We start from the raw sequence: 20633 nt of genomic DNA, 5'->3' as shown, positions 1-20633 counted from the left end.
CCGTGCCTTCGAACACCCTGATCCGCGGCGGCCACGTCCTCACCATGGACCCGGAGCTCGGCGACCTGCCGGTCGGCGACGTCCTCGTCACCGATGGCCGCATTGCCGCCGTCGGCACCGAGATCGTCGCCGATGCCGAGGTGATCGATGCGTCCGGCGCGATCGTCCTACCCGGACTCATCGACGGGCATCGCCATGTCTGGCAAAGCCTTCTGCGCGGCGTGGCCAGCGATTGGTCGCTCCCCGAATACCTGCGCGAGGCAAGGTCGATGTACTGCGCCTGTTTCGACCCCGACGACGCTTACCTCGCCAATTACCTCGGCGGACTCGAATCGATCAACGCAGGCATCACCACCGTGGTCGATCACAGTCATTTACAGCGCACCCCGGAAATCACCGACGCGCTGGTCCGCGGCCTGCTCGACAGCCGAGTCGGCGGCGTATTCTGCTACGGCCTGCAGAATGTCCCCGGCATGACCGACCCCGGCGCCGTCCGCGATCTCCTCACCCGCCTTCCCGACGACTGGCACGACGCCAATGCCCAAACCGTGCGCGACAAATACTTCGCCGATCCCCGCCAACGCCTGCGTTTCGGCATCGCCCTACCCGAATCCGCCCCGTACCTCCCGGCCGATGTCCTCGATGCCCTCGTGGCCCGCGCCACCGCCCTGAACCCGTCCCTCATCACCGGCCACTGGAACGACCGGTGCCCGGACGTCTTCCCCTCGCACCCGCAGATCTCCCTGACCCACGCCAACCACCTGTCCGACGACGACCTCACCGCACTGGCCGAAGCCGGAATCGGCCTCTGCACCACCCCGGACATCGAATGCGGCATGGGCACCGGCCCGCTGCTGGCCCGCCGTTTCGCCTCCCGGGGCGGCGCGGCCTCGCTGGGTACCGACATCACGAGCTACACCCGGGCCGACATCCTCGCCCAAGCCCGCCTCCTGCTGCAGGTCGAACGCTCCGCCGACGCTCTCCCGCCCACCGTGACCTGGCGAGCCCGCGATGCCCTCGACCTCGCCACCCGGTCGGCCGCCACCTCGCTGGGCCTGGCCTCGGAGGTGGGCACCCTGACCACCGGCACCCGCGGCGACGTCGTGGTGGTCCGCCCGGACCCGCTCGGCGCGACCCCGGTGGGTGACCCCGCGGCCACGCTGCTGTTCTACACAAGCCCCGCCGAGGTGGAGACCGTCGTGGTGGAAGGCGAGCTCGTCAAACGCGACGGTGCCCTGGTCGGGGTCGATATCGCGGACGTCCGGCAGCTCGCCGAGGAAGCAGCGGAGCGAATCCGGGCCCGATATGACCGCCTTCCCCGTGCCGCGCTGGAGGGGGTGTGGTCCGGCCTGTTCGGGTAGCCGTCAGCCCTGTTGTTTGGCGATCACCGCTTTCTCCTGGAGGAATCCTGGTGGCAGCGACCATTTCTTCGCCACTTCCCGGGCGGCATCCGACGTGAGGAACCCCTCGATTGCGGTACCCAGCTTGTCCACGATCGGGTTGTCCTTGCGGATTCCCCAGCCCACGACGCTCTTTTCGCCTTCGTAATACGCCACGCTGAGCTTGCCGCCGCTGTGCTGGGCGGAGTAGCTGAACCCGACCCCGCCGTCGATGGCGGCCTTGATGCGGCCCTCCTCCAGGTCACGCAGTTCCTGCGCGACCGACTGGTAGCTCTGGTTCTTGATCGCCGGTTTGCCCGCGTCCATGCACTGCTTCGACCCGGCCTCGACCGCGGCCGCCAGCGGGGACGAGCCGATCAGCGAGCCGACGGTGCTGCCGCACAGGTCCGGCCAGCTCTTGATGGCCGCGGCGTCGGCGGTGCGGGTGACCACCGCGTTCTGTTCGCCGGCGAAATCGATGAACGAGATGACCTTGCGCCGCTCAGGGGTGTTGTACAGCGAGGTGATCAGGTCGATCCGCCCCGACTGCAGTGCTGGCAGCAACCCGGTGAACGACACCTGTTTCCATTCGGCCTGGTATCCGGCGTTTGCCAGGACGTGGTCGACCATGTCGACCATCCAGCCGGTCACCTTGCCGTCGCTTTCGCGGTACTCCCACGGCGGGAAATCGCCCGACGTGCCGATCACCAGCACGGCAGGTGCCGAGCCGCCCGGGGAGCTGCCGCATCCGCCGAGCACCCCGGCCGACACGATCAGGGCAAGACATCCGGCGAGTGCGCGCCGGGCTCTGTTCCGAGTCATGACACCGGCCTTTCTTCGGTTACGACCGTCAGCGCGTAAGCAGGGCAGGACCGAATCGCGCGGTAAACGTGCGGTGGTACCGACGGGAACTCGGCCTGGAGCACGACCACCTTGTCCGCCTCCGCATGCAAAGCGAAAACATCGGGCGCGGCTACGACACAATTGCCGTACGCGCAGCATTTCTCTTCGTCGACCCGGATCTCGTACATGCGTGCCTCACCTCCCGGCCTCGGGCAGGTAGCGCTCCTGGAGCCAGGAATACAGCTGGACCAGCGGTCCTTCCTGCCACGAAATCCGGCTGCGGGCCGAATGCCGCGAGCCCATCCCGCGCTGGATGGCGGCGTCGGCCATCCAGTCCTGCCGGTTCAGCGCGGCATGGAAATCGCCGGACATCGCGAGCAGATCGTCATACAGCGGATTGGCCTGGTAATCGGGTGGGGTGAGATAGGACTGGTGGATATCGGTGCGGTCGACCGCTTTCGGATGCATGATCCGGTAGAACGCCGAATCGCTGTTGGTGCCGATCAGCAAGGTGGGCGGGATGAGCACCCACAACGACACCGTCCGTTCTTCCTCGGTGAGGTTCTCCAGCACGGGAAAGAACGGCTTACCGGTGGGGTTCAGCGCGAAATCGGGATGGATCGCCCGCATGCCGAAAGTGATGGCGGCGTCGCCCTTTTCGTGTTCGTGCACCTCGACTCCGGCCGACGGCTCCACGTAATGCGCGGGACCGTGCAACCGGTCGACGTGGTATCCTTCGGCCGAATTCTCGTGCAGGATCTTCCAGTTCCATGGCATCCCCGGCAGATCGAGCGGCGGCGCCGAGACCAGGTTTTCGAAATCCCAGTTCTTGACCAGCGCTGCCGCTTTTTCGAGCCGCGGAGCCAACGGGGTCGCATTGTCGTCGAGATTGACGAAAATGAACCCGAGCCAGATCTCGCAGCGGAACGAGGGCAGCCGGATCGCGGACGGGTCGAAGCCCGGCGTGCGGTCCATGTCCGGCGCCTGCACGAGCTGCCCGTCGTGGCCGTACTGCCAGAAGTGGTACGGGCATTTGAACGTCTTGCCGCAGTTGCCACTGCTTTCGTCGAGATGGTTCCAGTCACCGTCCGCGCCGTCGCCCGGCGTGGTGATCAGCATTCCCCGATGGCGGCACACCGAAGACAGCGCGCGGATCTCCATGTCGGCGCCCCGCACGATCACCATGGGCTCGTCGAAAAGCGTCACGGTGAAGTAGTCCCCGGCATTGCGCAGCTGTTCGGTGCGCCCCACGCAAAGCCATTCCTTCTCGAAAATGTGCTCCCGCTCGTATTCGAAGATCGCCGGGTCGACGAAGTACTGCGGGGGCAGGGTCACCGCCTCCGCCGGGCCGACGGTGGATTTCGCGAATTCCTCGAGGTCGTGCATTTCGTCTCTCCTGACTACTTTTCGTCGCCCTCGGCGGGCGCGGCGGCGACTGCCAGCACGCCGTCCCCGAGGACGGTTCGCAAGAATTGCCGGGTACGGGGTTCCTGCGGGTTTTCCAGTACCTGCTGGGGAGTTCCCGATTCGACGATGTTCCCGCCGTCCATGAAGACGACGCGGGTCGCACAGCGGCGGGCGAACGACATTTCGTGCGTCGACACGATCATCGTCATGCCGAGTTCGCCGAGCTCCTGCATGATCTGCAGGACCTCGCCCACCTTCTCCGGGTCCAGCGCCGAAGTGGGTTCGTCGAAGAGCAGCACCGTCGGCTGGGCGGCGAGCGCCCGGCAGATCGCGACCCGCTGCTGCTGCCCGCCGGAAAGCTGGTGCGGATAGGCATTGCCGTACCCGGCCAGCCCGACCGCGGACAGCAGCCGGTCGGCCATCCGCCGGACCTCGTCCGGATCGCGTTTCTGCGTCCGGATCGGTGCCGCCACGAGGTTCTTGCCCACGGTCAGGTTCTCGAACAGGTTGAACTGCTGGAAGACCATGCCGACCCGGGCGCGGGCGCGATCCCGTACCCGGCGGCGTTCGCTCGTGATCACCGTCCGGGCCCCGGACCGGTCGGTACGGGTGCCCAGCTCGACCCCGTTGACCTCGACCACGCCGCTGGTGACCGGCTCGAGGTTGTTGAGACAGCGCAGCAGGGTGGTCTTCCCCGAACCGCTCGGCCCGATGACGCACACGACCTCGCCATGGGGGACGTCCAGGTCGACCCCGTTGAGCACGACGTGGTCACCGAACTGTTTCACCAGTCCCCGCGCGGAAACGACATTGGGCTTACCTGGCGGTGCTTCGCTGAGAATGACCTCGTCGAGCAGCCGTTTGGCCTCCGCCACCGGTGGCTGCTCGCCCGGCGCGCTCGGCAGGTCACGCGCCGGTTTGCGCCGCGTGTAGTCGAGTTTCTTCTCCAATGCCCGTTGCACGAACGCAATCACTGTGTTGACGGCAACGTAAATCGCTGCCGCACCACCGAAAACCGCCACGAACTGGAAGGTCCGCGACACTTCTTGCTGTGCCCGCAAAGTGAGTTCGTCGACCGCGATCACCGACGCCAGCGACGTTTCCTTGACCAGATAAGTCGCGAGCGTGCACAAGCCGGGCAGCACAACACGCAGTGCTTGCGGGCCGCGAATCAACCGGAACACCGTTGCCGGCGACATGCCCAGCGCGGCACCGGCGTCGAGTTGTCCTTGTTTCACCGCCATCAGCCCGCCGCGGGAAAGCTCGCACACGAATGCGGCAAACGCGATCGTCAATGACCAGATCGCCGTGAGTTCGCCGCCGAGCCGGAGCCCGATCGCGGGCAGGGCGTTGTACCAGAAAATGAGCTGGAGCAGGACCGGCGTTCCCCTGATCACCCAGAGGTACCCGCCGACCAGCCAGCGCAGGAACCGGATCTTCCCGTTGTGGGCCAGCGCGAGCGCGAGGCCGAGCACGAGGGAAAGAACCAGAGTCGCGCCCGCAATGCGCAGGGCGACCAGAATGCCTTCCAGGAAGTACGGCAAGGTCGCGTACCCGAGGATGTCGTTCACCATCTGCCACCCTCACCAATCCGTGTGGTGTGTTACGGCCCGGGCCGCCCGGGACCGGGCGAAGACTCGTCCCCCATTTCCATCGGCACGGTCCAGTCGAAATCGACCCGGCCTGCCTTGATGACGTGCAAGACGTCGACGGATTCCACCCCCGGCTGCGGATAGAGCTCGCTTTGCAGGAATCCGTAAAGATCACGATCGCTGTGGAAAAGCACGTCGACGAGAAGGTCGTAGACCCCGCTCGTGTAACCGACGTACAGCGTGTACTGCCGGGACGAAATGCGTTCCGCGATCGCCTCCGCCGTTCCCGGCTTGCACCGGATGCCGAAAACGACATCGCAGGCGTAACCGTGGGCGGACGGGTTGAGCACCGCGGCGACCTTCATCAGGCCGCCCTTGGTCATCCGGGCGATCCGGTTGCGGATCGTCGGCTGGCTGGTGCCGAGCTCACGCGCGATCTGCGCGTTGCTCATCCGGCCGTCCTCGCGGAGCAGCTGGATGATCGCGCGGTCCGTGTCGTCGAGATGCTCGAACGACAGGTGAGCCGGTTCCGCGGCCCACACAGTGCGGGTGCGGACCACCCTGGCCCCGGTCTGCTCTCGATCCTCGTCCATGCCGGAGAACCGTAAGCCTCGTTTTTCGATTCGACAAGTCAAAACCACAAAAGATCTTGAAATCGAAAGTCGGTCTGGTGCAAAAGCGCTAAACCAGTTAAAGTCTCACCGGTTACCGGCGCTACTGACCTTCAGATCGGAGCGACGATGTCTGCCTCTCCTGCGCACACCGTCATCGTGGGTGCGAGCATTGCCGGGCTCAGCGTGGCGGAAAGCCTGCGCGCCTGCGGGTACCCCGGCCGGATCACGGTGCTGGAACGCGATCCCGAACAGCCAGGCGACCGGCCGCCGCTGTCGAAGGGCTTCCTGCTCGGCGAGGAAGTCGACGTGGATCTTCCTTATGCGGCAACGGCTTCTGCCGAGGGTGTCGAGATCCTCCTCGGCGAAGAAGTCACCGCGCTGCAGCCGGACCGGAAGCTGGTCCACACCGCATCCGGCCGCTCGCTGACGTATTCCGATCTGGTCGTGGCCACCGGCTCGCAGCCTCGGCGGTTGCCCGTCCCGGGCCGGGAGGTGGTGGACGTCCACGTCCTTCGCGGGCAACAGGATGCGCTGCGGTTACGCGCCCGCGCCGCCGAGGCCCGGACTGCGGTGATCGTCGGCGCCGGAGTTCTCGGGCTGGAGATCGCGTCGTCGTTGCGACGGCTCGGCATCGAGGTCGAGCTGGTGACCAACCTCGGCGTACCGCTCAATCCGGCCTTCGGCAAGGAGGTCGCCGAGTTCGAGCTGGCCCTGCTGGCCCGGGAGGGCGTCGGGTTCCGGCCGAATACGTCGGTACGCAGTTATCGCGCCGGACCGGCCGTCGAGCTGGAGTCGGGCGTGGTACTGCCCGCCGACCTGATCGTCGAGGCCGTCGGCGCCGAACCGGGCACCGGCTGGCTGGCCGGGAGTGGCCTGACCGTCGCGGACGGAATCCAGTGCGACGCAAGCCTTCAAGCCGCACCGGGAGTGTACGCCGCGGGCGACGTGTGCCGGTGGTTCAACCCGAGGTATGGCCGTTCGATGCGGATCGAGCACTGGACGAACGCCCTCGACCAGGCTGCGGTGGTCGCGCAGAACATCACCGGAGAGCGGCGGGTCCTGGACGGGATTCCGTACTTCTGGTCCGACCACTTCGGCAGTCACCTGCAGTTCGCGGGCATCACCGCGGACCACTGCGTAGGTGACCAGCCCGGCCCGGATTCCCTGACTGTCCGCTACCTCGACGGCACCGGCCGCGAGGTCGGCGTGCTGTCGGTCAACCACCCCCGGCCGATCCTCGAACACCGGCGGCAGCCCGCCGCCGGCTGACCCAGCAAGGAGCTCCCCATGCCCGACGTCCTCGTCGCCGGCACCCCGTTCGGCCTCCAGGTGGCCGACCCGTGCGGGCGCTGGCTCACCGACGCGCACGAAACCGTCCTCGAATCCTTGCCCGGGGTCCGGCTCGAACACCTCTCCGCGCGCGAATTGAGCGACGGCGTACGGCCCCGGCGCAAGCCGAATGTGGTGCTGCTGGAGACGAGCGGCACTTCGGCCGAGTACGAATCGCTTCCCGGGCTGATCCCGCGCACGGCGCTCGACGGCATCATCACCGGTGAGCTGCAGTGGATCCAGAGCTGCTCAGCCGGAGTCGAACACCTGCTCCCGCTGGTTCCCGATGGGGTCCCGCTGACGACTGCGTCGGGGGTCCACGCGAAGGCCATCGCCGAGGTCGTCCTGGCGGGAATCCTGGCCCACGCCAAGCAGTTCGACACTCGACGGGCCAACCAGGACCGTCGGGCGTGGGAAGCGCTGGACTGCCGCGAGCTGGGTGCGACGACGGTGTGCGTACTCGGTGTCGGGCACATCGGTGCCGAGATCGCGCGGCTGTGCAATGCCTTCGGGATGCGCGTGGTCGGGGTGGCCAGGAACGCACGGAAGCTCGACGGTTTCGCGACCGTCTTCCCGCAGTCCCACCTTCACGAAGCGTTGCGTGGCGCGCGATATGTGGTCGTCGCCTGCCCGCTGACGGACGCGACCCGGGGAATGCTGGACGCGTCCGCGCTGGCCCAGCTCGACCCGTCGGCGTACCTGCTCAACATCGCCCGCGGCCCGATCGTCGACGACGCCGCACTCGTCGAGGCCCTGCGCACGAACTCCCTGTCCGGCGCGCTTCTCGACGCGTTCGAGCTCGAACCCCTGCCCGGCGACCACCCGTACTGGAGCCTGCCGGCCGTCCGGCTCCTGCCGCACGACAGCCATTCCTCGCAGCGCATCGGCGACAACCAGATCAAGTCGTTCGCGGACAACCTGCGGCGGTTCCTCGGCGGCGAAGACCTGCTGAACGTCGCCGACCCCGGCGCCGGATACTGAGAAGAGGAGAAACCCCTTGAGTGACCGGATCGGATTCGTCGGACTCGGTGTGATGGGCCTGCCGATGGCCCTGAATCTGCAGCGCGCGGGCCATTCTGTCCGCGGTTTCACCCGATCGCCCCGTGCCGGGTTCCGTGGCGAGCTCGCCGGGTCGATCAGCGAGCTGGCCGGGTGCGCGGTCGTGTTCTCGATGCTTCCCGACGACGCCGCGGTGCAGGATGCCGTGCTCGGCCCGAACGGAATCGTCCAGTCGGCGCGGCCCGGCACGCTGCTGATCGACTGCAGCACGGTCAGCCCCGCGACGGCCCGCCGCACCGATTCTCTTGCCCGCGAGGCAGGCCTCCTGACCGTCGACGCCCCCGTCAGCGGCGGCGAGGAAGGCGCCATCGCGGGCACGCTTTCGGCCATGGTCGGCGGGAGTGTCGAGGCGGTAGAGCGAGCGCGCCCGTACCTGGACGCGGTGGCGAGCACGGTCACGCACGTCGGCCCGGCCGGCGCGGGGCAGCTGGTGAAGGCCGCAAACCAGGTCATGGTCGCCGGAAACCTGCTGATCCTCGGCGAGGCGCTCCAGTTGCTGTCGGGTTCGTCCGTCGACACGGCCGCGGCGCTCTCGGCTTTGCGCGGCGGGCTGGCGAGCAGTGCGGTCCTGGACCGGAAAGCCGAGCGGATCCTCGCGGGCGAGTTTGCGCCGGGCTTCCGCATCCGGCTGCAGCACAAGGACATCCGCATCGCATTGGGGGTCGCCGAGGAACTGCGCACGCCATTGCCGCTGACGGCCCTTGCGGCGCAGTTCCTGGCAGGCGCGATGGCGGCCGGGCTTGGGGAGCAGGACCATGCTGCGTTGGGTCTGATACCCGGCCTGCTCTCCGGGAATAGCCTCAGCGGGCGCTCGACCCCCGCAAGTACACCGTCGTCGTAGTAGTGAAAAACTCCCGCGCAGCCCGGCCCTGTTCCTTCGGCCCGAACCCGCTCTGCTTCGCCCCGCCGAACGGCACGTGCGGATCCGCGCCAGCGGTCTCCGAATTGATGTGCAGCACCCCCACCGCCAACCTCTCCACCGCAGCACGGACAGCCCGCAGGTTGTCGGTGAACACGGCCGCCGACAGGCCGAAACGGCTGTCGTTCACCAGGTCCAGTGCGGCCTGGTCGTCGCGCGCCCGCCGGACCGCGAGGACCGGGCCGAACAGTTCCTCGTGCCACAGTTCGCTTTCGCCGGTCAGTTCGACGATCGTCGGGGGCAGGAAAGCGCCGGTGCGGCGGAAATCGTCCGCATAGCGGTACCCGCCGGTGAGCATCCGGGCCGGAGTCCGTTCGACCGTGTCGAGCGCGGACTGGATCCGGTCCCGGGCGCTCGCCGTCACCAGCGGGCCCATCTGGACCTCCGGCGACAGCGGATCCCCGACGGTCAGCGCGGCGGTCCGGTCGACGAGCGTCGCCAGGAAGTCGTCGGCGACTGCGTCGGTGACCACGAGCCGCGAGGTCGCCGTGCACTTCTGGCCTGCCGACCGGAACGCACCGGCCAGCACTTCGGTGGCGGCGAGGTCGAGATCGGCATCGGCCAGTACCGCGGCGGCGTTCTTGCCGCCCATTTCCGTCTGGATCGGACGCGCGCGGCGGCCGCAAGCCTCGATCAGCCGGGTGCCGACCTCGGTCGAGCCGGTGAACGTGACGGCGTCGATCCCCGGGTGAGCCACCAGCCTGCCACCCACTTCACCATTCGTGACCAGCAGGTTCAGCACGCCGTCGGGCAACCCGGCCGCCACGAGCGCCTCGGCCAGCCGGACCGCGAGCAGCGGAACCACGCTCGCCGGTTTCCACACCACGGTGTTGCCGTAGCTCAGCGCCGGGGCGATTTTCCACGCCGGAATCGCGATCGGGAAATTGAACGGCGTGATCACCGCGAACACCCCGACCGGCTTGTGCAGCACCTGGATCTGCTCGCCTTCCCGCGACGAAGCGAAAACCTCGCCGACCGGCCGCAGTCCCTCGGAACCGTAGAAGCGGAAGATCTCGGCGGCCCGCCGTACCTCGCCGATCCCCTCGGCGACGGTCTTGCCCTCCTCGCGGGACAGCTCGGTCCCCCACTCCTCCGCCCGCCGGTCGAGGACGTCGGCGGCCCGGTCGAGGATCCGCCCGCGGACCGGATGCGGGGTCGCCGCCCATCGGGGAAACGCGTCGCGGGCCGCGCCGACCGCTGCGTCGAGTTCCCCGGTACCGGCCAGCAGCCCCTCGGCCACGACCTCGGCGGGCCGCGCCGGGTTCACGTCGATCAGCTGCGCGCCGGAGCCGGTCCGCCATTGCCCGGCCACCAGATGCCGGAGAGATGCCTTCGGGGTATTCGCTGTCACAGCAATCCTTCCTGACCTACGGGAACGCGTCCATCGTGACCGGCGCGGCGGCAGTCCACACTGGACACTTCGGCGTACCCGATCGGCCGCCGCACGCCATTTCGGCCATCGCTCTCCCCCGGTGGCACTGCTTGGCTCGGTACCGCAGCGAATCCGTCCTTTTGGGAGGCCAGATGACCGACCGAATCCGCACCGAGGTACCCGGCCCGCGGTCCCAGATCTTGCTCGCCCGGCAGCGCGCGGCCCTCCCGGCCGGCCTCGGGTCTGCGCTTCCGGTGTTCGTGGAATCCGCGGCCGGTGGCGAGGTCGTCGACGTCGACGGCAATACGTTCATCGATTTCGGCAGCGGTATCGCCGTGACGACGGTCGGCAATTCCGCACCCCGCGTGGTCGCGCGGGCCACCGAGCAGCTCCGGCGGTTCACCCACACCTGCTACCTGGTCAACCCGTACGAATCGTATGTCGCGGTGTGCGAAAAGCTGAACGAGCTGGCCCCGGTGGCCGGCGAAGCACGTACAGCGTTGTTCAACAGCGGCGCGGAAGCGGTGGAGAACGCCGTCAAGGTCGCCCGCGCCGCCACCGGACGGCCTGGGATCGTCGTATTCGACCACGCCTTCCACGGCCGTACCCTGCTCACGATGGCGTTGACTGCCAAGAACATTCCCTACAAACAGGGTTTCGGACCGTTCGTCGGAGACGTCCACCGCGCCCCGATGGCGTACCCCTACCGGTGGCCCACCGGACCGCGTGACTGTGCGCAGGAAGCCGCCGACGCGCTCGCCGACCTCATCGACCGCCAGGCCGGCGCCGACACCATCGCAGCCGTGGTCATCGAGCCGATCCAGGGCGAAGGCGGGTTCATCGTGCCCGCGCCGGGATTCCTGCCGAAGGTCCGGCAGATCTGCTCCGACCGCGGGTTGATCCTGATCGCGGACGAGGTCCAGTCCGGAATCGCCCGCACCGGCACGTGGTTCGCCAGCGAGCACGAGGGAATCCGGCCGGACCTCGTCACGTCGGCCAAGGGCCTCGGCGGCGGCCTGCCGATCGCCGCCGTCACCGGCCGGGCGGACCTGATGGACGCGGCCCCGGCAGGCGGGCTCGGCGGCACGTTCAGCGGCAATCCGGTGGCCTGCGCGGCCGCGCTCGGGGTTTTCGAAGAGATCGAGGAGCACAACCTGCTGGCCCGAGCCCGCCGGATCGGCGAAATCATGCTCCCGGCACTGCACGACCTCCAGCGTTCGCACGACGCGATCGGTGACGTCCGCGGCCGCGGCGCGATGATCGCAATCGAACTGGTCCACGGCGACCGTCGGCCGAACCCCGATCTCACCGCGCGCATCGCTGCCCGTTGCCATCGGGAGGGCCTGCTCGTGCTCACCGCGGGCAGCTTCGGGAACGTACTCCGCTTCCTGCCTCCACTGTCCATTTCGGACGATCTTTTGATGGAGGGCCTGTCAGTGCTCCGCTCAGCCATCGCCGCCGAGGCCTGACCCGCGCCAAGCCGTCAACGACAGCAGAAGCTCAGCCCGCACCTGCGCCGACCCAAGATCAACCCCCAGCAGGCCCTCGATCCGCTCCATCCGGCTCCGCAGCGTATGCCGGTGCACCCCGAGCGCCGCCGACGCCGCCTCCCACTGACCGTGATGTTCGAGGAACGCCTGCAGACTCGCGACGAGATCCGTACCGGCCAGCGGACGGAAGCGGCTCTCCGCGAGAGCGTCCAGAACCGCGCGCGTTTCCGGGTGCCCGGACAGGACCCGCCCGGCCAGCGTGGCGAATTCGACGAGCGGTTTCCGCTGGGCCTGCGCGACCCCGGCCGCGACCTCGGCTTCCCGCACGGCATCAGCCAACCCCGACACCGCACTCGCTCGCGCGAGTCCGACGGCGCCACCAGGCTCCCACCGGTCAACCACGAGGTCGTCCGCCAGAACGACGACGGTGTATCCGTCGCGGGCCACGGTCACGTGCGGATGGTCGGGCAGCGCCGGGAAAGGGCCACGGATGGCCAGCACAACGAATTCATCGCCCGGAAGCCCGGTGAGCTGCAGGTATCGCTCGGCCTTCGCCGCATCGAGGTTGCCGTCCAGGAGCAGGGACAGGACCAGGCTGCTCAGCTCGTTCCGGGTTTCGCGCAGCCCGAGTGGTCCTTCCTGTTCCATCGCGATCAGCGACACCGCGTGCCCGATCAGCAGGTGATCGACCGGGGCGAGAGCCCGCGCGGCGGCCAGTACCAGCAGGGCGGGCCCGACCCGGTGCACGGTGAGCACGCCGTGGGTTCCGGCGCGGGTGTACGTCGTCCCCGCGTTTCGGCAGGCCGTGGTCAGGTCGTCGTGGAGTGGCCGAGTCGCGGCGGCCGGTGGGTGGGCGGCGAGGACGGTTCCCTTGGGGTCGCAGAGGAGGACGTCGGACCCGGTGGTCGCGGCGAGGCTCCGGACAACCGCCGCCGGACCACCCCGCAACGCTGCCCGCGTCATCCGGGGCAGTGCCCGGGAAGCCCGCACCACGCCGTCGTATTCCTGCTCGGCGAGGCGATCCGTGACTGTCCGGACGATCGCCGCGAACGGGGTCGGCAGCGGCACTTCCAGTACCGGCAGCGCCAGCTCGTCGGCGGCCGCCAGCAGCTCCGGCGGGATTACCGCGTGCGACAGGCCGATCCCGAATCCCAGCGCCGCAACCCCCGCGTCGGCCAGGCGCCGGAGGTAGCGGCCGTCCGGGCGCGGCAGCCGCAACCCGGTGGTGAGCAGCAGTTCGCCGCCGCAGAGCCACCGCCGCGGATCGGCCAGCTCGATGCTGTGCGCCCAGCCGATCTCCCGGTCGAGCCCGGCGGCGCCGCCAGCCACGGACAGGCCGAGCTGCCGCTGCCCCACCAGCCACCGGACGGGGATCACACGAGCGCCGCCTCCGCCGGGTACGGCGTGGTCAACGCGCGCAGGCCGGTCTCCTCCACCACGAAGTTGTCCTCCACCTTGACCACGACGATGCGCCCGTCGACCGTCACGCTCGTCTCCGGTTCGAGCGCAATGCACATGCCGGTCTCGAGGGTGTCGTCGACGTCCATCAGCGAGGTGTTCGCGGACACCGGCAGCTCGCACAGGCGGAGCCCGATTCCGTGCCCGATCGCGTACGGCGTGCGGCCAAGCCCTTGCCGCGTCAGGTAATCGTTGGCCGCGCGGTGGATGGCCGACATCCGGACGCCCGGGCGCGCGAGGTCCCGCGCGATCTCGTACGCCGTCAGAAGGTGCTGGTACGCCTGGAAAACCTCGCGCCGGGGCTCGCCGACGAACGCCGTCCTGGCCGCGTCGGACCCGTATCCGCCGACGCCGTAGCAGCCGATGTCGAAGAAGTACGCGTCCCCTTCCTGCAGGGCCGCATTCCGGGCGAACCAGGCGCCGCTCCCGCCGCGGACGTTGCACACGGAATGCGTGACGAACTCGACGCCGGCCTTCAGCTGTGCCCGGGCCGCCTCGCCGAGGATCTCGTCGTCGGTCACGCCCGGCGCCACGATCGCCATCGCCGCGTCCATCGCCAGCGAGTTGACCCGCGACGCCGCCTCGACCAGCACGATCTCCAGCGGGTCCTTCACCCGCCGGACCCGGTAGAACGCCGTGCTGGACGGGACGAACTCGACCGACGGGCACTCCTGGCGCAGTGCTTCGACCAGCGCCACATCGATGGCGTCGACACCGATCCGCCGGGCTCCGGCAGCGGCGATCCGCCCGGCCACGAGCCGCACCCAGGTTCGCGGGTTCGCACTCGCCGGGCTCCATCCCGGGTGCGGATGCAGCGCACGTACGTTCGGCAGGTCGGCGCTCGGGTTCTCGACCGTTTCGTCGACGTACTCCACGAAAACCTGTGCCTCGCCGTCCGCGGAGACCAAGGCCGCGTGCCACGCGGAGTCCGCGGTGAGGTGCGAGCGATAGCCGGTGGCGTACCGGATGTTGTCGGGCTCCTGCAGGAGCAGATGATCCAGCCCGGCTTCGCCGCAGAACTCCTTCAGCCGCGCCGTGCGTGCTGCCTGCAGGGCGGCCTGATCGACCTCGGGCCAGTCGTAACGCCGGTTCATTTCTTCACCTTTCCCCAGTGCACCGGTCAGGGGTGCAAAATCGCTTATGCAAGCGTAGGCAGGCGGCCGGAGCGGTGTCAACCGCGGTAGAGTTCCGGCCGCCGGTACCGGCGGTAATCGACCTCCGCCGGAACGGAGCGACGCAGGGAAACGTCGACGGAAATCACGCCTGCCGCGCGTCCGAGCGAGTGCAGAACGGCACCATTCGCCCCGACCGCGCAGGATTCGCCGGTAAAGTGGAGCCCGTCTTCACTGCCCGCGCGATTCACGTACACCAATGGCGTGCGGTTTTCGAGTGCGCGCGCCTGAATGGCGATCCGGTGCTCAGGTCCGTAGGGGTCCATGTTCGCCGCCACCGCGACGAAGAGGTCCGGCTCTTGCCCGGCCAGAGTGCGGGCCACCTCGGGGAACTCGACCTCGAAACACGTCATCGGCGCGATCCGGAGACCGGCCAGCTCCACCACCGAAAACTCGTCCCCGGGCCGGAAGACCTCGCGCTCCTTGCCGAACAGATGCGTCTTGCGGTGCACCCCGGCAACGCTGCCGTCCCGGTCGACGCACAGGAGCGAGTTGCAGACCCCTGCTTCGGGAAAACCGAGCACGATCGCGGTGGAATACTGCGCGGCCAATTCCCGTACGGCGGCCAGTTCTTCCGCGGCCGAATCGAGCGCGACCTCGCGGACGTAATCGAGACCATAGCCGGAAAGAAAAAGCTCCGGAAAGACGGTGAGATCCGCCTCCGGAAAAGCGGCCAGCGTGTGCGCGACCGCCGCCAGATTGTCCCGGATCGAGGCCGGTACCGGGTCCAGCTGCGCCAGCACCACTCGCGCCATCACACACGTCTCCCTGACCAGGTACCCTGCAAAAGTGCTTTACCACGAGATTATCCGCCCGGTACCAGGGCGTCAAACCGCGGCTGGGATAGGCTGACCGCACCATGAACACGAGACGCCCGAGCATCCACGACGTCGCCGCCGCGGCCAACGTTTCCATCACCACGGTCTCGCATGCCTTGAGCGGCAAGGGACGGCTGCCGCAGGAAACTCGCGACCACGTGCGGCAGACCGCGGAACGCCTCGGCTACACCCCGAGCTTCAACGCCCGCGGGCTCGCCACCGGGCGGTCCACGCTGCTGGCCATCCAGGCGTCGGGGTTCGGGCCGGAAACGCTCGTCCCCGATCTCGCGTACATCACCGACATCCTCAACGCCGCCTCGAGTCACGCGCTGGAGCGGGGGTACGCACTGGTGGTGCTGCCGCCGCAGGCGCCGGTCGCGCACATCGAACGGCTCGGGTTCGAGGGGGCGACGGTCATCGACCCGCTCGGGCAGGAGACCCTGCTCGGCGCAATGCAGAGCCGCGGCAAGCCGGTGGTGACCATGGGCCGGATCGTGGCCGGCCGCAGCTCGATCCCTTTCGTGGACACCGATCACGACGCGGCGACCACCATGGTCCTCGACCACCTGTGGGACCAGGGATACCGCCGCCCGGCAGTCCTCACCGGCGGCCGGGGGCTGTCGTACGTCGAGAGCGTCACGAGGACTTACCGCAGCTGGTGCGCCGCGCGGAAGATCCCGGACCGGATCGTCGAGGTCGACGGCCGCCTCACCGACGACTCGGGCCGCCGCGCGATGACGGCCGCGCTGCAGGCCCGTCGCGGGGAGATCGACAGCGTGTACGCAACCCTCGACGCCCTCGCCATCGGCGCGATGACGGCGGCCCGGGACCTGGGCATCAGCGTCCCGGACCAGCTCGGCATCGCGTCCATCACCGATTCGCCACTGCTGCGCATCCCGCACCCGATGATCACCGCCCTGGACCTCCACCCGGTGGACATCGGCACGAAAGCCCTCTCGATGCTCATCGACACCATCGAAGGCAGTCCGGGGAAGCAGCGGGGGGAGCTGGTCCCGGCGGACCTGGTGATTCGCGAGTCCACCGCCCGGACTCCCTGAGCAGTTCGGCCACGACGACAGGCCGCGTGAACATCACCTGGCGATCACCGTCGATCTCGAGCACCCGCGCGCCTCTTCCTCCGCAGCCTCGTGCATACCGGACTGGCGGGAAACCTCCCACGGGCAGGACAAGCTGTAGTCAGGGCTTGCCCGCGCAGCCGTTCCGGTGGCTTCACGTGTTCACGCGCTTTCCGGGCACCGGATTCCCCGGCCGGGATTCGTGTTCGGCAACGCAGGCGCGGTGGAACTCCTTGCTCACCCCCGCACACGAAGCACAGATCGCCTTCAGTTCGGGGGTTCGCGGATCCCGGTCCATTTCCACCGCGACATAGCTTTCCGCGCAGACGTGGCATTTCACGCGCGCCGCCCAGATGTCGTCGACCTCGTCGCGTGGGTCGTGCTGCCGCCGGAGGAGGGCGGTGCGGGACTCGCGGCGATAGATCACGGCGTACGCGGCCGCGGCGACGAGCAGCGTCACCGGCGTCGACCAGGTCCGGCCGATGGCGCCGCCGTACTGGTTGAACAGGATGCCCAGCACCGAAACCGCCACCCAGAGCCACGTGCTCGCGGCCACGCTCACGAGCCGTCCGGGCCGGAACTCCGGCAGTGCGGCGCCGGGGTCCTTGCGGGACATCGCGATGTGCACCAGCGCAATCCCGATCCAGCCCGCCACGAACACGCCTTGCCAGGACAACGCGACCAGCAGATAGCTCGGCACGTCGGTGAGGATCATCAGGTACGCCAGCGCCCCGCAGAGCAAAGTGGCGCCGATTCGCGGCAGCCGGATCCGGAACAACTTCCGGAAGCACACTGCCAGATTGATCGACGCGACATACAGATTTCCCGCATTCACCCGCGCCTGGTTCACCCAGATGAACAGGATTCCCCAGCCGCCGAGGAGGGCGACGATCGTGGTCAGGACCGTCGCTTCGGAAGCCACGCCGAGGAATTTCCCGGAGTACGCGATGAAGATTCCGGCCAGTCCGTTGCCGAGCAAGGTCAGCACATAGAATACCGGCCCGAACGTGAGCAGGCCGTTCACCCGGGCGTCTTCGGGCTTGCCCATCCGGGCGAAATCCATGGTGAACAACACGAACACCAGAATGCCCAGGTACACGAAGCAGACGTACAGCCAGCCCGGCGCGGCCAGGTTTCCCGTTCCGGCCGGTGCCTGCCTGATCCAGCCGAACGCGTCGTGGTTACCCGTATTCGCCACCAGTACCGCGACCAGCAGGCCGATGATGTAGACCGGAAGCAGGACGCGGTTTCCCTTGTCCATCCATTTGCGGATCCCGCCCATGATGAGCGGCAGGTTCAGCACGATGACCAGCGCATACCAGAGCCAGAGGTCGAACCAGCCGAAATAGCTGTGGAATGCTTCCGCGGCAACGGAAATCTCGAATACCGCGTAGTAGATCCCCGTTGCGGCGAGAATGACGGACGCGATCACCGCGCCTCTCGTGCCGAACAGCCGTTGCGAGAACAAGAACGCGGTGAGGCCCGTGCGGGCGGCGAATTTCGAGAATACGTAACCCAGAACGCCGTAGATCGCGCATGCGAGCACGATTCCGATCAACGCATTGACGGCGCCCACTGTTGCGGTCAACGTGGCCGCGGTGACCAGGTAGAACATTCCGCTGAGCAATGAATACCAGGCCATCGAAAGCGACCTTTTGCTGCTGCGCCAGGTCAGCGGGACCACGTGGTTCGTGTAGTCCTCGGTGGCCGATCGCTTCACTACCGTCGGGTCGTCGGAATAAGTGACGTCCAAGGGGACGGGAATACCGATGTCACGGGACATGTGGGCTTCATTTCCAGGAGACTGGACAGGGACTTTCCCCCTAAACGGTAAAGCGCTTTTTCACCTGTGTCAACGGTCACTTCCCCAAATTCGAGCCGGGTCAGTGCACCCCTTCGACATATCGTTCGTACCGGGCGAACAACGGATTCCCGGACCCCACCGAGGAATCGTGGTTTTCGCTTTCGAAGTCGAACAGCGACCGGGACAGCCGGACCACCGGTGCCACGGCCGGAATCCGTTCCTCCTGATAGGCCGCGAGCGCAGCGGGAACGTCATTCCCGGACGCGAGTGCGCGGCCGAGCGCGCTCACGTCGGCGAGTGCCTGGTTGGCGCCTTGCGCGAGCCCCGGCAGCATCGGATGTGCCGCGTCGCCGAGCAGCGCAATGCGCGCCGAACACCATTTCTCGAGTGGTTCGACGAAATCGTGCAGGGCATTCCGGATGATCGTCGGCCGGTCCGTCGCCCGCAGCAGACCCGGTACCGGACTGCCTTCCCAGGCGCCGAACCGGGCGAAGAACTCCTCGACGTCGTCGACGATTCCCTCGCCCGCGGCAAACCAATAGGCGCGGCCCTTTCCCATCGGCAGATACCCGAAATGGCCGTCCGGCCCCCACACCTCGGCTTCGGCCATCGGGTCGATATCGGTGTCCGCAAGATCGAAAAGGCCGCGCCAGCGCACGAGACCATCCGAACTGAATTCGCGCTCGCCGAACAGCGAACGGCGGACCACGGAATGAATTCCGTCCGCGCCGATGAGCAGATCCCCGTGCACCACCTGGCCGTTCGAGAACCGGCAGGTGACCCCGCCGGCCGATTCTTCGACCCCGACCAGCGCATGCTCGAGGTGAATGCGCTCGCGGCCGAGCGCGTCGGCCAGCATCCGGTTGAGATCGCGCCGGTAGACGCCCGCCAGGACGCCGCCGAACTGCGCCGACCACGTGCGGACGTCCCGGACGTCGAGAACCTCGCCGGTGGAGCTGAACGTCCGATAGCGGCTGAGCGAGGTCGAGATCGACGCGAACTCCTCGCCGACCCCGAGCTCACGCAGGATGCGGACGCCGTTCGGCCACAGGTTCAGGCCCGCGCCCGCGGTGCGGATCTCCGGTTCCCGCTCGAACAACCGGACGTCCCAGCCGAGCCGGCGGAGCCGGAGACCGGCCGTGAGGCCGCCGATGCCCGCTCCGCAGATGAGAACCCGTTTCGTCACGGTCGCCCCTCAGTATCCGGCTTCGAAATCGGGTACCCCGCGCAGCGGCTCCCCGGCAAGGTAATGACGGAGGTTTTCGCACAGCAGGTCGACGTTACGATCGCCAACGCTCGCGGAGAAATGCGCGTCGTGCGGCGTGATCAGCAGGTTCGGCGCGTCCCATAGCTCGCTGTCCTCGCCGAGCGGCTCCTGGACGAACACATCCAGGTACGCACCGGCAATGGTCCCGTCGCGCAGTGCCGCGGCGAGGTCGGCCTCGTTGAGCACCTCGCCGCGCCCGATGTTGACCACGAACGCGTGCGGCGGAAGAAGGGCGAGCTGCTTGGCCGTGACGAGGTCGACGGTCTCCGGGGTCTTCGGCAGCGCCGCGATCAGGAAATCGGCCCGGGGCAACAGGTCCTCGATCCCGCCGCCGTGCATTTCGTCGTACAGTGGATGCGGCTCGGGATTGCGCCGGACGCCGACCACCCGCATGCCGAACGCACGGGCCAGCTTGGCAAATCCGTTCCCGAGACTCCCGGCGCCGAGCACGACGGCCGTTTTGCCGTGCAGCTCACCGTACTCGATCATGTCCCACCGGTGCGCCCGCTGGTTCTCGACCCGCCGGAGCAGCCGCTTCGAGTGCAGGAGCATCGCGGCGAGAACACTCTCCGCGAGCCCGGCGCTGTGGATGTCGACCGCCCGCACCATCGTGACGTGCGGCGCCAGGATCGGCGCCACCTTCTCGATACCGTGACTGCAGGATTGGAGCCAGCGCAGGTTCGGCCCCTGCAGCCGCTGGATGTCGCGGCCGCGGACCAGGTACCGCAGCCATTCCGAATCGTCCCATTCCGTTGCGGTGCCGGTGGTTTCGGTGAGGATCACCTCCGGCGGGAACGCGGGCTCGGCACCCGCCGCAAGTTCGTCCCGCGACATGTGCATCAGGTTGATCCGCGGGGACACCGCCTTGATCGCCTCGCGATGCTGCCCGGTGAGCCAAGTGCCGTCGGGAAACGGACGGCTGTAGCTGTAGGGCACACCGGCGACCAGCACGTGGATCGGGCCGTCCGCGCTCAGCTGCGGCACGACGTGGGAGTGGTTGAGCTCTGCCATGGGCACATCCTATGCAAAAGCGA

General features: G+C 68.0%; 18 protein-coding genes. 6 read left to right on the top strand and 12 right to left on the bottom strand.

The window, feature by feature from the left end:
- The first annotated feature begins 2 nt into the window (after positions 1-2).
- The gene (locus OO71_RS08360; protein WP_162186048.1) at positions 3-1361 is read left to right on the top strand and encodes an amidohydrolase family protein; all 1359 of its coding nucleotides are present in this window, start codon (positions 3-5) and stop codon (positions 1359-1361) included.
- A 3-nt stretch (positions 1362-1364) separates the two neighbouring features.
- Here OO71_RS08360 and OO71_RS08355 read toward each other — a convergent pair whose 3' ends face one another.
- The 5 genes from OO71_RS08355 to OO71_RS47190 are packed head-to-tail and all read right to left on the bottom strand — an operon-like array spanning position 1365 to position 5814.
- A complete protein-coding gene (locus OO71_RS08355) occupies positions 1365-2201 on the bottom strand; it encodes a transporter substrate-binding domain-containing protein (protein WP_063740022.1) in 837 nt (278 codons plus the stop codon).
- On the bottom strand, positions 2198-2410 hold the full coding sequence (locus OO71_RS08350; RefSeq protein WP_033289020.1) for a ferredoxin: 213 nt from the start codon (positions 2408-2410) through the stop codon (positions 2198-2200). The genes OO71_RS08355 and OO71_RS08350 overlap by 4 nt, the downstream gene beginning before the upstream one ends.
- Positions 2411-2417: 7 nt before the next feature.
- Positions 2418-3608 carry an aromatic ring-hydroxylating oxygenase subunit alpha gene (locus OO71_RS08345; protein WP_033289019.1) on the bottom strand — a complete coding sequence of 397 codons (1191 nt, stop codon included), beginning with the start codon at positions 3606-3608 and terminating at the stop codon, positions 2418-2420.
- Between the two features lie 14 nt (positions 3609-3622).
- Positions 3623-5203, bottom strand: coding sequence for an amino acid ABC transporter permease/ATP-binding protein (locus OO71_RS52900; protein ID WP_051791305.1), 1581 nt, complete (start codon positions 5201-5203; stop codon positions 3623-3625).
- A gap of 29 nt (positions 5204-5232) precedes the next feature.
- Positions 5233-5814 (bottom strand): Lrp/AsnC family transcriptional regulator, encoded by a 582-nt coding sequence (locus OO71_RS47190; protein WP_051791302.1) that lies wholly within the window; start codon positions 5812-5814, stop codon positions 5233-5235.
- Between the two features lie 147 nt (positions 5815-5961).
- On the opposite strand from OO71_RS47190, the gene OO71_RS08330 reads away from it, so the two are divergent.
- The 3 genes from OO71_RS08330 to OO71_RS08320 are packed head-to-tail and all read left to right on the top strand — an operon-like array spanning position 5962 to position 9064.
- Positions 5962-7104 (top strand): NAD(P)/FAD-dependent oxidoreductase, encoded by a 1143-nt coding sequence (locus OO71_RS08330; RefSeq protein ID WP_063740021.1) that lies wholly within the window; start codon positions 5962-5964, stop codon positions 7102-7104.
- An 18-nt stretch (positions 7105-7122) separates the two neighbouring features.
- A complete protein-coding gene (locus OO71_RS08325; protein ID WP_033289018.1) occupies positions 7123-8145 on the top strand; it encodes a D-2-hydroxyacid dehydrogenase in 1023 nt (340 codons plus the stop codon).
- A gap of 16 nt (positions 8146-8161) precedes the next feature.
- Positions 8162-9064, top strand: a complete 903-nt coding sequence (locus OO71_RS08320; RefSeq protein ID WP_245633598.1) for an NAD(P)-dependent oxidoreductase — start codon at positions 8162-8164, stop codon at positions 9062-9064.
- Here the strand turns inward: OO71_RS08320 and OO71_RS08315 are convergent.
- Complete coding sequence (locus OO71_RS08315; protein WP_033289017.1) at positions 9024-10493, bottom strand: aldehyde dehydrogenase family protein; 1470 nt, start codon at positions 10491-10493, stop codon at positions 9024-9026. The two genes, OO71_RS08320 and OO71_RS08315, sit on opposite strands and share 41 nt — an antisense overlap.
- 173 nt (positions 10494-10666) lie before the next feature.
- On the opposite strand from OO71_RS08315, the gene gabT reads away from it, so the two are divergent.
- The gene (gene gabT, locus OO71_RS08310; RefSeq protein WP_033289176.1) at positions 10667-11983 is read left to right on the top strand and encodes a 4-aminobutyrate--2-oxoglutarate transaminase; all 1317 of its coding nucleotides are present in this window, start codon (positions 10667-10669) and stop codon (positions 11981-11983) included.
- On the opposite strand, the gene OO71_RS08305 is transcribed toward gabT, so the two are convergent.
- The 3 genes from OO71_RS08305 to OO71_RS08295 form a co-directional block, all read right to left on the bottom strand.
- Entirely contained in the window at positions 11960-13381 is a 1422-nt protein-coding gene (locus OO71_RS08305; RefSeq protein WP_033289175.1) for a PucR family transcriptional regulator, read from the bottom strand. The two genes, gabT and OO71_RS08305, sit on opposite strands and share 24 nt — an antisense overlap.
- Positions 13378-14556, bottom strand: coding sequence for a M24 family metallopeptidase (locus tag OO71_RS47185; RefSeq protein WP_051791298.1), 1179 nt, complete (start codon positions 14554-14556; stop codon positions 13378-13380). Before OO71_RS47185 ends, OO71_RS08305 begins: the two co-directional genes overlap by 4 nt.
- 77 nt (positions 14557-14633) lie before the next feature.
- Positions 14634-15389, bottom strand: coding sequence for a nitrilase-related carbon-nitrogen hydrolase (locus tag OO71_RS08295; RefSeq protein ID WP_084144791.1), 756 nt, complete (start codon positions 15387-15389; stop codon positions 14634-14636).
- A 104-nt stretch (positions 15390-15493) separates the two neighbouring features.
- Between OO71_RS08295 and OO71_RS08290 the strand changes: the two genes are divergently transcribed.
- Positions 15494-16510, top strand: a complete 1017-nt coding sequence (locus tag OO71_RS08290; RefSeq protein ID WP_033289015.1) for a LacI family DNA-binding transcriptional regulator — start codon at positions 15494-15496, stop codon at positions 16508-16510.
- Between the two features lie 172 nt (positions 16511-16682).
- Here OO71_RS08290 and OO71_RS08285 read toward each other — a convergent pair whose 3' ends face one another.
- The 3 genes from OO71_RS08285 to OO71_RS08275 form a co-directional block, all read right to left on the bottom strand.
- The gene (locus OO71_RS08285; RefSeq protein WP_051791296.1) at positions 16683-18311 is read right to left on the bottom strand and encodes a purine-cytosine permease family protein; all 1629 of its coding nucleotides are present in this window, start codon (positions 18309-18311) and stop codon (positions 16683-16685) included.
- Between the two features lie 100 nt (positions 18312-18411).
- Positions 18412-19518 carry an FAD-dependent oxidoreductase gene (locus OO71_RS08280; protein ID WP_051791294.1) on the bottom strand — a complete coding sequence of 369 codons (1107 nt, stop codon included), beginning with the start codon at positions 19516-19518 and terminating at the stop codon, positions 18412-18414.
- 9 nt (positions 19519-19527) lie between these two features.
- Entirely contained in the window at positions 19528-20610 is a 1083-nt protein-coding gene (locus tag OO71_RS08275; RefSeq protein WP_051791292.1) for a D-2-hydroxyacid dehydrogenase, read from the bottom strand.
- Between the last annotated feature and the right edge of the window lie 23 nt (positions 20611-20633).

Source organism: Amycolatopsis jejuensis (assembly GCF_000717335.1).
GTDB classification, from domain to species: domain Bacteria; phylum Actinomycetota; class Actinomycetes; order Mycobacteriales; family Pseudonocardiaceae; genus Amycolatopsis; species Amycolatopsis jejuensis.
Note: the sequence above shows the minus strand (reverse complement) of the source record. Positions and strands in the feature narration are given on the sequence as shown.